This is a genomic window from Rhizobium ruizarguesonis, from assembly GCF_012349115.1.
GTDB lineage: Bacteria > Pseudomonadota > Alphaproteobacteria > Rhizobiales > Rhizobiaceae > Rhizobium > Rhizobium ruizarguesonis.
Genome location: NZ_PQIG01000024.1, coordinates 105664 through 118666 on the forward strand (window position 1 = coordinate 105664; position 13003 = coordinate 118666).

At 60.1% G+C, this 13003-nt stretch carries 11 protein-coding genes; 6 read left to right on the forward strand and 5 right to left on the reverse strand.

Features of this window, described 5'->3' with window-relative positions; all coding sequences use genetic code 11:
• Window positions 1–145: 145 nt before the first annotated feature.
• Window positions 146–1015 carry a LysR substrate-binding domain-containing protein gene (locus C3Y91_RS03965; protein WP_168575072.1) on the reverse strand — a complete coding sequence of 290 codons (870 nt, stop codon included), beginning with the start codon at window positions 1013–1015 and terminating at the stop codon, window positions 146–148.
• A gap of 249 nt (window positions 1016–1264) precedes the next feature.
• Between C3Y91_RS03965 and C3Y91_RS03970 the strand changes: the two genes are divergently transcribed.
• From C3Y91_RS03970 to C3Y91_RS03990, 5 genes are all read left to right on the forward strand, one after another.
• Window positions 1265–3070: an amidohydrolase gene (locus C3Y91_RS03970; protein WP_168575037.1), complete on the forward strand. Its 1806-nt coding sequence runs from the start codon at window positions 1265–1267 to the stop codon at window positions 3068–3070.
• A 318-nt stretch (window positions 3071–3388) separates the two neighbouring features.
• Window positions 3389–4867 carry an alginate export family protein gene (locus C3Y91_RS03975; RefSeq protein ID WP_168575073.1) on the forward strand — a complete coding sequence of 493 codons (1479 nt, stop codon included), beginning with the start codon at window positions 3389–3391 and terminating at the stop codon, window positions 4865–4867.
• A gap of 254 nt (window positions 4868–5121) precedes the next feature.
• Window positions 5122–5424 carry a hypothetical protein gene (locus tag C3Y91_RS03980; RefSeq protein WP_018071557.1) on the forward strand — a complete coding sequence of 101 codons (303 nt, stop codon included), beginning with the start codon at window positions 5122–5124 and terminating at the stop codon, window positions 5422–5424.
• A 238-nt stretch (window positions 5425–5662) separates the two neighbouring features.
• Window positions 5663–6703: a LacI family DNA-binding transcriptional regulator gene (locus tag C3Y91_RS03985; RefSeq protein ID WP_168575038.1), complete on the forward strand. Its 1041-nt coding sequence runs from the start codon at window positions 5663–5665 to the stop codon at window positions 6701–6703.
• Between the two features lie 80 nt (window positions 6704–6783).
• The gene (locus C3Y91_RS03990) at window positions 6784–7821 is read left to right on the forward strand and encodes a LacI family DNA-binding transcriptional regulator (RefSeq protein WP_168575039.1); all 1038 of its coding nucleotides are present in this window, start codon (window positions 6784–6786) and stop codon (window positions 7819–7821) included.
• 33 nt (window positions 7822–7854) lie between these two features.
• Here the strand turns inward: C3Y91_RS03990 and C3Y91_RS03995 are convergent, their stop codons facing one another.
• Both C3Y91_RS03995 and C3Y91_RS04000 read right to left on the reverse strand, forming a co-directional pair.
• Window positions 7855–9147, reverse strand: coding sequence for an MFS transporter (locus C3Y91_RS03995; RefSeq protein WP_168575040.1), 1293 nt, complete (start codon window positions 9145–9147; stop codon window positions 7855–7857).
• Window positions 9148–9288: 141 nt separating this feature from the next.
• Window positions 9289–10488 carry a multidrug effflux MFS transporter gene (locus tag C3Y91_RS04000; protein WP_168575041.1) on the reverse strand — a complete coding sequence of 400 codons (1200 nt, stop codon included), beginning with the start codon at window positions 10486–10488 and terminating at the stop codon, window positions 9289–9291.
• Window positions 10489–10760: 272 nt separating this feature from the next.
• On the opposite strand from C3Y91_RS04000, the gene C3Y91_RS04005 reads away from it, so the two are divergent.
• Window positions 10761–11501: a TetR/AcrR family transcriptional regulator gene (locus tag C3Y91_RS04005; RefSeq protein ID WP_168575042.1), complete on the forward strand. Its 741-nt coding sequence runs from the start codon at window positions 10761–10763 to the stop codon at window positions 11499–11501.
• A 66-nt stretch (window positions 11502–11567) separates the two neighbouring features.
• On the opposite strand, the gene C3Y91_RS04010 is transcribed toward C3Y91_RS04005, so the two are convergent.
• A complete protein-coding gene (locus C3Y91_RS04010; protein WP_024321703.1) occupies window positions 11568–12008 on the reverse strand; it encodes a response regulator in 441 nt (146 codons plus the stop codon).
• 229 nt (window positions 12009–12237) lie between these two features.
• Complete coding sequence (gene msrA, locus C3Y91_RS04015) at window positions 12238–12942, reverse strand: peptide-methionine (S)-S-oxide reductase MsrA (protein ID WP_027690065.1); 705 nt, start codon at window positions 12940–12942, stop codon at window positions 12238–12240.
• Window positions 12943–13003 lie beyond the last annotated feature (61 nt).

Genomic DNA, 13003 nt, shown 5'->3' on the forward strand with positions numbered 1-13003 from the left:
AATCGAGCCCTGCATCCCGTCCTCAAAAAGCCGGAAGAAACCATACCTCTAGGCCAAGGCTCGTATCGCAATACGTTGTGACCGATGTTCCCACACCTTCTCCTCGGCAATCTGCATCGCAGCTTCCGTCATCTTCTGGCTGCGATTAACGAGTTCCAAATCGTTCGATAAGCATCTCAGTGAGGGTTCGCACTTTTCGAGAGGGATACTGGCCGGGCGGCCTCACGACGAAGATGCCGGCTGGCGGAATCGGATGACCCGTCATGATCGGCACCAGTGCACCCGAACAAATATGGTCCGCGACAAGCGGTTCTGGCAGATAGGCGACCCCCACTCCATCCAGAGCGGCCGCTACGAGGGACATTGCGTTATCAGCGATGAAGCGTCCCTGGGGACGCACCGTGACAATCTCGTCGCCATCCATGAACTGCCACTTCTCGGCGTCCCGCATAACGACTTGGTGATTCACAATCTCGTCCGGTGTTTCGGGGGCACCGTGAGCCTCGATGTAGGCAGGACTCGCAACCAGCTTGCCAAAGATCGGCCCGATACGTCTTGCGACGAGGCTCGAGTCCGACAGATGCCCCAGCCGAATTGCGCAATCAAAACCCTCTCCGACGAGATCTACGAAGCGATCGGTATAGGAAGAAAGGATTTGTAGTTGCGGGTGTCGGCTAGCCATCTGGGAGAGGACGGGAGCAAAATAGGTCGGGCCAAATGAGAGTGGCGCGGCTACCCGCATACGGCCTCGAAGCTCACCGGCGGGCAGGATCGTTTCGCGCACCACATCCAAGTCAGCAGAAACCCGTGCTGCGTAATCTCTGAATGTACAACCTGCTTCCGTGAGCGCGATACCACGGGTCGTCCTTGCAAATAGCTGTGCGCCGAGTTCCGCCTCAAGCCTGGTGATCCGCCGGCTGATCATCGACTTGGAGATGCCCAGTCGCAGCGCTGCAGACGATACTCCGCCGGCATCAGCAACTTCGACAAATATTCTTAGATCCTCAAGTTCCACAAAGCGTTCCTTATTTTGCAACACGGCTTCACACGACCGAGGACTACCAAGGCAAAGAGGAGGATGACACCTTCGCTGCGGCTGACTCTCCTACGAGGGCTCCTCGCAACGTGCCTACGAACCGCCAATATAGGATTTATTCCATAATCTTTCTAACGGCTTCAATCACTTCTTCGTCCATCGCACGCGTCCGTAAGCGCCGGCTTGCGCATGACCGCAATTGGCAAAAATCAGTCGAACGAGGGTAAAATGATCAGAAAAATATTCATCGCGTTTGTGACAAGTTTTTCTTTCTCTGCAGTTCAGGCACAAACGACGCAGGAACAGCCCGGCGCTGATCTGATCGTTTTCAACGCAAAGATCTTTACCGGCAACCGTGCGCAGCCCGAAGCTTCGGCTTTAGCCATCAAGGAAGGCCGCATTTATTCCGTAGGCTTGGATGCGGACATTCTCAGTCTGACAAATTCAGAGACCAGGGTGATTGATGCGCGCAGCCGCAGGCTCATCCCCGGCATCATCGATGCCCACATACATGTCCTCAACGACTTGGCCTATAACTACAATGTTCGATGGGATGGTGTGCCGACGCTGCGTCGCGCATTGGCCATGCTAAGCGAGCAGGCCGCACGCACGCCGAAGGGCCAATGGGTCAAGGTCATTGGAGGCTGGTCACCCTACCAATTCGAGGAGAACCGCTTCCCGACGCTGGATGAATTGCGCAGCGCCGTGCCCGATCGCCCCATGATCGTGCAATATGCTTATAACCAAGCCTTCTTGAACAAGCAGGCGATGGAGGCGCTTGGCGTGGGTACCGATCGGTTCCCAAAGGTGCCGGACACCGAATTCGAAAAGGACAGCCACGGCAATCCCACCGGTGTGGTCCACGGCTATACTTGGTTGTTTCTCGCCCTCGAGAGGATGGTGCCGCAGCCCACGTTCGACGAACAAGTGAGTTCGTTGATCTATAGCATTCACGGTCTGAACCGGTTCGGCGTGACCTCGATCGTCGATAACGGCGGCAGGTGGCCCTACCCCAAGGCCCAGGCGAGGGTAGACGTGCTTGCACGAGACAACCGCCTCAATGTGCGCATGCCGTTTGTGGACTTGCAACTCGGCGACGGCGGGCCGGTAAACATGGTGGATCTGGAAATCGAGGCGATCACGAAAACGGCGGCGATAAGTCCAGGGCAAAACCTCCACCCCACCCTGGCACATGGCCATGAATATCGAGGGGCCGGGGAGGTTCTGAGCGGGGAAGTGCACGATCATGAGAACTTCGACCGTCCGGCGGTCATCATCGAGCCTGAGAAGATGCGGCGCTTCGTCGAGCAGGATGTGCTGAAGCTGGTCGAGCGGCATATCCCGTTTCGCATGCACGTCAGCTACAACGAGAACATCTCCCCCTTTCTCGACGCTCTGGAGAAGGTGAACGAGACGACCCCGCTCGATGGCCTGAAATGGAGTCTCGAGCACGCTGAGACCATTAGTCCGCAGAACATCGCTCGGGTGAAAAAGCTGGGTGGCGGAATTGCCCTGGACGCCAAAATGGCGCTGCACGGCGATGGTTTCATAAGAACATATGGTCGCGAGAAGGCGTTGGAGACCCCGCGTCTGCGCATGCTCGTCGATAGCGGCATGCCGCTGGCCATGACCACCGACGCCTTCCGGGCGGCCACGTTCAACCCTTGGGTGGCTGTAAGTTGGATGGTATCTGGCAAGTCTGTGTCCGGATCCGAGATACTTGCCGAGGACAATCGCCTATCCCGCACCGAGGCGCTGAAACTTTTTACCAATGGTGCAGCGTGGTTCATGAATACAGAATCCGAAATGGGCGTAATCGCCCCCGGATACCTGGCGGACTTTGTTGTGCTCGACAGGGATTACTTCACCGTGTCGGAAGATCAGATCAAATCCATCTCTTCTGTGCTCACTATCATGGACGGAGAGGTCGTGTTTGGTGCGCAGGACTATAGCGCGCTATCGCCAAAACTGCCCGAGATCCTTCCGGCTTGGTCACCCGTAAAATACTTCGGCAGCTATCATGGGGAAAAATGAACCCAGCTGACAGGTTCTCCCCGCTTTCCCCGACAGTTCCATTGCAGAAGCCCGTTGGACTCCGGTTTCGCCGGCTGGCCGTACCCTGCTGCGGCGGAAGCACCATCGGCTATATGCGGGAGCAGCGGCTGCTCAACACCCGAGTGCCGACGATCACGAGCGCGCACTGATTAAAAGTAGGGTTGATGAGACCGCGGACGAGGCATCTCGAAGAGCCACGTTGGTTCCAGCCTGCCGTGCCAATGGCGGACGGCGGCGATCACCCATGAAAAGTTAACACAGGATGTGGCTATGGGCCGAAGGCTGAATGGCAAGCAGATGATCGACCGACAAGGATGTGTCAGCTCGCGTCTTTCAATAGCGCTCAGTCTTCGGTCCGTATCCAAGGCGCGGTCACTCCTGCTTTCGCTTGCCGCTCTTGCCTTTGCTCAATGGGACGACCGGTCAGCCCTGGCAGCGGATGATTTTCTCTTGGAGCAGGAGAGGCCCTCGATAAAGGCCGACCGGTCGCAGGAGGACTGGTCGCTTCTCGCGGATCCGAAACTGCGGACTCAGCCGCTGGATAGTCTCAAATACATTCCGTTGTTTCCCTCCAATCCCGACAGCTACATCTCGTTAGGGCTCAATCTACGCGAAATCTTCGAAGTCAGTGATGCGCCGGCTTTCGGAACCGTGCCGGCGAACCCCAGAGATTCCTATTGGTTACAGCGCGCGCAGTTCCACATCGACGCTCACCTGAATGAAAACTGGCAACTGTTCACGCAGTTCGAGGATGTGCGTGCTTTCGACAAGACAGTGGTCGGCCCCAACGACGCAAACCGATTTGACCTTCGGCTGGCATTCATCGGCTACACGCAGGAGACTGACGCGGGAACGTTCAGGGCAAGGGTCGGTCGCCAAGACTTCGCGTTCGACCTGGAGCGGTTCGTATCGGTGCGCGATGGGCCGAATGTCCGCCAGTCTTTCGATGCGGTCTGGGCCGGGTGGGAGACGGATGCATGGCGCTTCTACGGTCTTGCCAGCCAGCCTGTTCAGTATCGGGATGGCCACCCTTTCGACGATCGATCAAGCGGCGACGTGCTGTTCAGCGGGGTCCGCGTCGAGCGGCAGCTCTCGCCTACGATCGAGGCATCCGCCTATTACGCACTTTATCAACGCAAGGATGCCACTTTTCTCACCGCGTCGGGTGAGGAGGACAGGCACGTGCTTGATATCCGATCGGCCGGCAAATATGCCGGTTTCGACTGGGATGCGGAAGCGATGGGACAGGTTGGCGAGGTCGGCTCAGCCGACATTCTGGCCTGGGCCGTGGGTGCGAGGACCGGCTACACCTTTGAGGATGTCACCTGGTCGCCGCGGATCGGTCTGCAGTTCGACCTGGCGTCGGGCGACCGTGATGCAGGCGACGGCACGCTTGGCACCTTCAATCCACTGTTTCCAAACGGTTTCTATTTCTCGCTCGGCGGTCATACCGGATACGCCAACCTCATCCACCTCAAACCGTCGATTACCGTTCAGCCGACAGAAGACCTGATCCTGATGGCCGGGGTCGGCCTGCTCTGGAGACGGACGACACAGGACGCCGTTTACACCCTGCCAAGCGTTCCCGTCGCTGGCACGGCGGGTAACGGGCCGGCATGGACCGGAGCTTATGGGCAGGTCAAGGCGGACTACCGCTTCAATCCCAATCTCACGGGGTCGCTGGAGGCTGTCCATTACCAGGTGGGCTCGGCGCTTCGCAACGCCGGAGGCCGTGACAGCAACTACTTTCGAGCGGAATTGAAATTCTCATGGTAGCAGATGCACCAATGCCGGCCTTTCGCCTTGCGAAAGAGTCCTGACACCAGCGCATCGACCCAAAAATCGGAATCGAGGTTCGCAAAGCACGATGCGAGGATTGAAAGTGTTAGAGCGTCCTTTGTGCGTCCAAAAGGACGCACGGCGCTCCAATCTCGGGCGTGCATTAATGCCTGTCGCAAAGTTTGAACGAACAAACGACTTGCTGCCGCATTTCCCTCTTATCTGGGGCAAGTGCCACTGAGGAGAATATTATGAAGAGAGTTATTAGCAGCCTGTTGATCGCAACGGCCCTTGTTGGATCGGCCATTCAGCCTGCTGCCGCACGCGACCACCACCATCATCACGACAACACCGGTCGAATCATCGCCGGCGGCGTTGCCGCAGGTGTTGTCGGCGGGTTAATTGGCGGCGCAATCGCCAATAACGGCGGCCCTCGCTACGTCGATGAGCCTCGCTATGTCCAACCAGCGCCGAGATGCTGGTATGAGGACCGCGATGTCCGCAACCGCTATGACGGCGGCTATCATGCCGAAACTGTACGCGTCTGCGAATAACGGGCTCATAAACCCGCCACCAGGAGGCTCGGGCGGCGCGACTTGATCATATGTCGCCGCCGCTCGCATTCGCCCCCCAGCCGAGGTTCGTCCGCAGCCGCGGCACTTCCTGCAATGAACATTGGCGGCGTTTAGCGCCATGTCAGCTTATTCTGCGGTTATCCCCCTATCGCAAAAATCTCATTGCCATGCGATCGCTGTCATGCGGCTGTCAAAGACGATGAATAGCTGAAAGCCGATGAATGATGGTCCAGTAGACGGCGGCAAGACGCCAAAGAAAGAACGCATGCGCTTCGTCAGCGCCGAGCAGGTGGCGCAATTGGCGGGGGTTTCGCGCTCCGCCGTGTCGCGCACCTTCACGCCGGGTGCCAGCGTGGCGCCTGCAACGCGCGAAAAGGTGCTGCAGGCGGCGCAGGAACTCGGCTACCACGTCAACGACCTGGCGCGCGGCGTGCTTGCCAATCAGAGCCGCCTCGTCGGCATCGTCGCGACCCGGCCGGAAGTGGGTTTTCGCGCGCACCTGGCGGCAGCGCTTGCCAAATGCCTGATCAAACGCGGCAGCATCCCGATCCTCATCAATACCGGCCAGACGGAAGACGAGCTGCTCGCCGCCCAGAAAATGCTGATCGGCCACCGTGCCGAGGCGATCATCATCCTGTCAGGCTCGCCGCCGGCGAGTTTCTTCGAACTCGCGCAGCGAAATGGCCAGCCACTCGTCGTGATCGGCCGTTCGGAACCCGACGCCGACCATGTGCGCGCCGGCAACTCCGAGGCCTCCCGCAAGGCGGCGGTGGCCTTTTACGAAAGCGGCAGACGGCGGCTGGCGGTCATCGGCTCCAACACGGGAACGCCCAGCATCGTCGAGCGCGAAAGCGCCTTCATGTCGACGGCCGAATCGCTCGGTGTATCCGTCGTCGTCGGACGCGGTGGCGATTCCGACTATGACGGCGGCGTTACCGCCGCACGCGCGCTCTTCTCGGAGACAATAAAGCCAGACGCGGTTTTCTGCGCCAACGACCAGATCGCCTTCGGGCTGATGGATGTCGTGCGCCTGGAAACGCAGCTGCGCATCCCCGAGGATGTCGCCATTATTGGTTTCGACGACGTGCCGGAATCCTCCTGGCTGAGCTACCGGCTGACCACCTTCCGCCAGGATCCGCTGACCATGGCGCTGCGCGCCGTCGCGCTGATGGAACGGCGGCTTGAAAATCCTGATGCACCTCCAGGTTACGAACGCGTCATTCCGGAGCTCGTCATCCGCCAGAGCTTCAGACCCTAATCCCTCCCCCGCTTTTCGCAGGCGCCATCCTGTGGCAAGAAAGGATAAGTGCGATCCGGTGGGGAGGAAAATCGTAGAACATGAGGGGAATCCGCCAGCTCGCCGAGCATCTCGACATTTCGATCGGAACGGTGTCCCGTGCGCTGAACGGCAAGCCCGACGTCAACGAGGAAACGCGCCGGCGCGTGCTCGCCGCCGCCGAGGAGCTCGGTTACGTCGCCAACCAGTCGGGCCGCAGCCTTCGCCAGGGCATGACCAACGTCATCGGGCTGATGCTCGAGGTGAGCCGCGAGACGGTCGAAAACAGCGACGATTTCTTCCTTGGCGTCACTGACGGGCTGCAGAGGGTCTTTTCCCGCCACAAGCTCGATCTCGTCATGCTGCCCTGCCCCGATGACGAGGACCCGCACGAATATCTGAAGCGCATGGTGGCGCGCCGGCTTGTCGACGCGCTGATCATCTCTGCGACACGACGCATCGACAGGCGCATCGAGCTTCTGGAAAGGGCCCGCATCCCCTTTGTGGCGCTGGGCCGCAGCGCGTCGGGCGGCAGCTACACCTGGATGGATCTCGATTTCGAGGGCGTGGCGACGCGCGGCGTCGACCGGCTGGTCGCCAAAGGCCACCGGCGGATCGCCGTGGCTGTTCCCTCCTCCGACATCAATCTCGGCTACGTCTTCCTCGACGCCTACCGCCAGGCACTGCAACGGCACGGCATCCCCTTCGACCCGGCCCTCGTCATCCGTGTCAAGTCGAGCGAACAGGGCGGTTATCAGGCCGGCCATGAATTGCTGATGATCGAAGAGCGGCCGACCGCGATCATCCTGATCCATGAACTGATGGCGATCGGGCTTTACCGCCGGCTTGCCGAGGCCGGCGTCGTGCCCGGCCGTGACCTCGCCGTCATTGGTTTCCGCGAGGAGCCGCGCACGCTTTTCCTGCAGCCGGCTCTGACCTCCTTCCGCATGTCGCTGCGCGATCTCGGCGCGCAGCTCGGCGAAACCCTGCTCGCCACCATGCCGGCCTATGCAGATCATTATCCGCAGGGCGCCCGCAACAGGATCTGGCCGCTGGAACTCGTTCCAGGCGAAAGCGACGCTTTCACGCTGACGACCTGAAGCCCGTCGCGTAGATAGTTTTGGGTGTCTGCATCAGACCCTGCTTGGAGCCGCCGAATGCTCCCGGTGCGACAGCTGACGCGTGACGACGAAGACCAGCAGGGCGCCGACCGCAAGGCAGGCCGAGAGAAAGAACATCGGCGCGATCGTGCTTCCGCTCTCATCCTTGATCCAGGGCACGACGTTCTGGGCGACGAAGCCGCCGAGATTTCCGACCGAATTGATAGCGGCAAGGCCGGCTGCAGCCCCCGCGCCCTTGAGGAAACGTGAGGGCAGGCTCCAGAACACCGGCTGGGGCGCAAAGATCCCGGCGGCGGCGACGCAGAGGAAGGCGAATTGCAAGGTGTGGTTCGGGATCAGCGCCGAGAGCAGCAGGCAGGCGGCGCCGATGACAGCCGGAATGACGATATAGGGCGTCTTCGATTGCGCCTTGTCGGCCATGGCGGGAACGGCATAAAGCGCGATCGCGACCAGCACCCAGGGAATGATGTTGAGGAACCCGTTCACCGTGTTGCTGACGCCGAAAGCCTTGACGATCGTCGGCAGCCAATAGCTCAGCCCATAGGCCGAAAGCGGAAAGGCGACATAGCAGAGCGCCATCAGCAGGACGCGCGGGTCGATGAGCGCCTTGAAGCCGTTTCCGGCATTCTCGCCCATGCCGGCATTTTCAGAGGTGAGCCTGCGTTCGAGCCAGTCCTTCTCCTCGCTGCTCAGAAAGCTTGCACTTTCAGGCCGGCCGGGAAGATAGAAGAAGGTGACGATGCCGGCGATCACAGCCGGAACACCGGTCGCCAGGAAGACCCACTCCCAGCCGGCAAAGCCGTAGAGACCGTCGAGATCGAGCAGTACGCCGCCGAGCGGCGCACCGACGGCATTGGCGATGGCACTGAAGATCATGAACAGTCCGACCATCCTGCCGCGATAGGCGGAGGGAAACCACAGCGTCAGCAGATAGAGGACGCCAGGAAAGAAGCCGGCTTCGCAGACACCGAGCAGGAAGCGCAGGATATAGAACATCGTCGCGTTCTGCGTGAAGGCGAGCGCGATGGTGACGATGCCCCAGGAGACCAGAATGCGGGCGAACCAGACACGGGCGCCGAGCCTGTCGAGGAAGAGGTTGCTCGGCACCTCGAAGAGAAAATAGCCGATGAAGAACAGCGAAGCGCCGAGACCATAGGCATATTCGCTCATTGCGAGGGCATCGACCATCTGCAGCTTGGCGAAGCTGACGTTCTGCCGGTCGATATAGGCGATGAGATAAAGGATGCCGAGAAACGGCATCAGCTTCCAGGTGATTTTCGAGATCAGCCGTTTCTCGTCGACCATGCGTATCCTCCGGTATGACCATGCTTCGTCATGGCGTAGATAGCGCGGCCTGCCGATAATCAATTGCGCGTTGCATTTTCTCGGGGGGCCGCGCCCGATCATTGGGTCGCACCCGGACACCGGGTGCGACCAGTCTTCAGATCATTCGGCAGCGGCGACGGCGGCGCGGCGGCCGATCGTTACCTGGGTCAGCGCGAAGGCTGAGAAGGCGCAGAGCGCAATGCCGGCGGCCATCGGAACGGCTGTGCCGTCGAAGAAGACGCTCGATATGACCATGGCGACGGCGGCGATCACGAAATGCAGCGTCCCCATCAGCGACGAGGCGGTACCGGCGATCTCGCCGTGATCCTCAAGCGCAAGCACTGCGCTTGTCGGGATGACGAGGCCGAGGAAGCCGTAGCCGATGAACAGGAAGGTCGCCAGGACAGGCAGCTGGTTGAAGCCAGACGCCATCACCACCGCCATCACGACCATCGCAAGCGCATAAGCGCTGACCGCAATCCGCATGACGCGCACCAGGCCGAAACGCTCGCCGAGCCAGCCCGTGGCCTGCGATACCGCGAAGAAGGACACGGCGTTGATCGAGAAGGCGAAGCTGTATTGCGTCGGCGTCAGCCCGTAATGCTGGATCAGCACGAAGGGCGAGTTGGCGAGATAGACGAGGAAGCTCGAAATTCCGAGCCCGCCGATGAACGTCAGCGTCAGGAAATTGCGGTCGGTGAGCAGAAGGCGGTAAGCCGCCATGGCGCTGCTCAGACCGCTGCCGCTGCGTTCGTTCGCCGAACGGGTTTCGTCAAGCTGGGTGGCGAGCAGGACGAGGCCGATGAAGGCGGCGATCGTCACGGCCCAGAATACGCCGCGCCAGCCGTAGAACTCGATGACGGCGCTGCCTGTCAGCGGCGCCAGGATCGGCGAGATCGAGAAGACCAGCATCAGCAGCGACATCAGGCGCGCGGCCTGTACGCCAGTGTGCATGTCGCGAACGATGGCGCGCGGAATGACCATGCCGGCAGCACCGCCGATACCCTGAACGAAACGGAAGGCGATCAGCGTTTCGATGTCGGTCGCCAGCGCACAGCCGATCGAGGCCACGGCGAAGAGGCCGATGCCGAGATAGAGCGGCAGCGTGCGGCCCCACATATCCGACAGCGGACCGTAGACGAGCTGGGCGAGCGCAAAGGAGATGAAGAAAGCAAGAAGGGTAAGCTGGGTGACGTTGTTATCGGCATGCAGGTCCTGGCCGATGGACGGCAGCGCGGGCAGATACATGTCGATGGCGAAAGGCCCGATGGCCGACAGAAGGCCGAGAATGAGGGCAATGCGAAAGAAGGGAGCCGTCATAATGGTGATCTTTCATAAAAGCGCAGCGGAGGCACCGGATTGTCGCTCCGCCGCATTGCTCTGAGAGCGCCGTGCGTCCTCTCGGACGCACAAAGGACGCTCTAACACTTTCAATCTCGCATCGTGCTTTCCGAAAATCGGTTCCGATTTTCGGCCCGATGCGCGGGTTCAATGATGATCGTTCGCGCGAAGACGAAGTTGGGAGCTCATATCTTCAGCGGCGGAACCAGGAGTGTCAACAAATTTGGACACAGATGTAAAACTAGACGCCATTGTCTAAAACGTCAAGACGTCTTATCTTCGCTCTCATGAAAGATCGCATGACACCGGCAGCGCGGATGACGGGGCATACGCAGCGCGGACAATGCGCCAAGCGCATGTCGATCCTCGATGCGGCGGCCGACGTATTCTGCCGCCAGGGTTTTGCCGGCGCCAGCATCGACGAGATCGCCGCCGTCGCCTGCGTATCCCGCCAGACGATCTACAATCACTACCGGGAGAAGGAAACGCTGTTCGTCGCCGTCGTCGAAGACGTCATGAACCGCGCCAATGCCATGCTGTTCTCCGTGCTGTCGACCTTTCCTGATCGTGCCGACGATCTGGAAGACGAGCTGACGGCCTTTGCCGTGCGCCTCAACAAGAACTGCATCTGCAACCACGATGGAAAATTCCTGCGCAAGCTGGTGCAGACCGAGGGCGAGCGATATCCGCACCTCTTCGAAAGCTGGCGCCAGCAGGGGCCCGGCAAGCTGACCACGGCACTTTCCGCACTTTTTGCGCGGCTTGCCCACAAGCAAGCGCTCGTCATCGACGATTTCGACGTCGCCGCCTGGCAATTCGTGGCGCTTGGCAATGCCGACCTGCAAATGATGATCCTTCTTGGCGCAACACCCACCGATGAAGAACTGGAAAAGGCGGCGCGCAACGCCGTGCGTACCTTCCTCAAGGCCTATGGCAGTCCGGAGGCCGAAAAGGCCGGCCATCCGCCGCAGCTCGCAGCCATATCAGGCTGATCAGGTCTTTCAGATAAAGCCGGCAGATAAAGCCGGCAGATAAAGCCGGCAGATCAGGCCGGCCGATCAGGCAAAGATCGTCATCTGTGCGGGCACGACCGCGAACATGCCGACGCGGCGCGCGGCCAGATATTTCACCAGCTGCTCGACAACCGAAGGCATGACCGGCTTCTGGACCACGCCGACCGCGCCCTTGACGCCATCGGCGACCACCTCGGGATTGCCGGTCATGAAGACGACGGCAATGCCGTGCTCTTGCGCCAGCTGTCGGCCGATCTCAGGCCCGGTCGGGCCGTCGGCGAGATTGACGTCGACGAAAGCGATATCGGCAAGCGGCGCCAGCCGCAGCGCCTGTTCGCGATCATTCGCAAGGCCGGCGACCTGCATGCCCATGCCTTCCACCGTCGCCTCGAGATCGAGCGCGATCAGGAATTCATCTTCGACGATCAATACTCTCTGTTTCATGAGATCATCTCGTTGCCAGCGCCGCACGACATTGGTGGCCATGATACGTCCCCTTGGTTACGCCCATACTTCTAAAGAGGGATCCGCTCCGGCAGCCTATCCCACGCGAAACTCACGGTGGTAACGGGCAACTCAACGATATGTTCCGCGGTGGAACGCCATTTTTTGTATTTAAGATATTGTTAACGTTGATAAATTCTTAAAATGTCAAAAGCTGAAGCAAAAAGGCGGCACCATGGCCGCCTTGATAACGCACGACGGGGAGGATTAATCAGCCCTTGGCCTTCAGCACGAGGACCGGTTTGCCGCGGTAGTCGACCGGAAACAGCGACTTCAGGTTCTCGATTTTCGGCAAGTCGTTGTAGACGATATAGGGATAGGTCGGATTGAGCGTCAGGAAGTCCTGATGATAGGCCTCGGCAGGGTAGAAGCCGGTGGCATCAGAGACCTTGGTGACGATTGGCTGCGAGAAGACATGCGCCTTGTCGAGCTGGCTGATATAGCTCTCGGCGACCTTGCGCTGTTGCGGATCCGAGACGAACAGCGCCGAACGGTACTGCGTTCCCCGGTCCGGACCCTGGAAATTCAGCTGCGTCGGATTGTGTGCCACCGAGAAGAAGATCTGCAGCAATTTGCCGTAGCTCACCTGTTTCGGATCGAACTTCACCTGCACGGATTCGGCGTGACCTGTCGAGCCGGCGCTGACGGTTTCGTACTGCGCCGTTTTGGCGTCGCCGCCGGCATAACCGGAGACGGCACTCTCGACACCCTTCACGTGCTGGAAGACGCCCTGGACGCCCCAGAAACAGCCGCCGGCGAAAATGGCCGTCTCGGTGCCTGGCCCGGCGGCCTCGTCAACGGCCGGCGGCGGGATGACGACGGCATCCTCGGCCGCGCCCGCGGCACACACGCCGAGCGAGAAAATGGTGGCGGCAAGGAGCGCGGCAAGGCTCCTGCGGTGGGAAGACGTGGACATGGCGCTACCTCCTGCGATGGTCCAAATCCTTGCTCATCCTTGCAAAAGTCGCAAATCACAA

Excerpts from the sequence above, each read along its gene's own strand:
- C3Y91_RS03970 (WP_168575037.1), top strand. The coding sequence starts at position 1,265 with ATGATCAGAAAAATATTCATCGCGTTTGTGACAAGTTTTTCTTTCTCT.
- C3Y91_RS03990 (WP_168575039.1), top strand. The coding sequence starts at position 6,784 with ATGAGGGGAATCCGCCAGCTCGCCGAGCATCTCGACATTTCGATCGGA.
- C3Y91_RS03975 (WP_168575073.1), top strand. The coding sequence starts at position 3,389 with ATGATCGACCGACAAGGATGTGTCAGCTCGCGTCTTTCAATAGCGCTC.
- C3Y91_RS03980 (WP_018071557.1), top strand. The coding sequence starts at position 5,122 with ATGAAGAGAGTTATTAGCAGCCTGTTGATCGCAACGGCCCTTGTTGGA.
- C3Y91_RS03995 (WP_168575040.1), bottom strand. The coding sequence starts at position 9,147 with ATGGTCGACGAGAAACGGCTGATCTCGAAAATCACCTGGAAGCTGATG.
- C3Y91_RS04010 (WP_024321703.1), bottom strand. The coding sequence starts at position 12,008 with ATGGCCACCAATGTCGTGCGGCGCTGGCAACGAGATGATCTCATGAAA.
- C3Y91_RS04000 (WP_168575041.1), bottom strand. The coding sequence starts at position 10,488 with ATGACGGCTCCCTTCTTTCGCATTGCCCTCATTCTCGGCCTTCTGTCG.
- C3Y91_RS03985 (WP_168575038.1), top strand. The coding sequence starts at position 5,663 with ATGAATGATGGTCCAGTAGACGGCGGCAAGACGCCAAAGAAAGAACGC.
- msrA (WP_027690065.1), bottom strand. The coding sequence starts at position 12,942 with ATGTCCACGTCTTCCCACCGCAGGAGCCTTGCCGCGCTCCTTGCCGCC.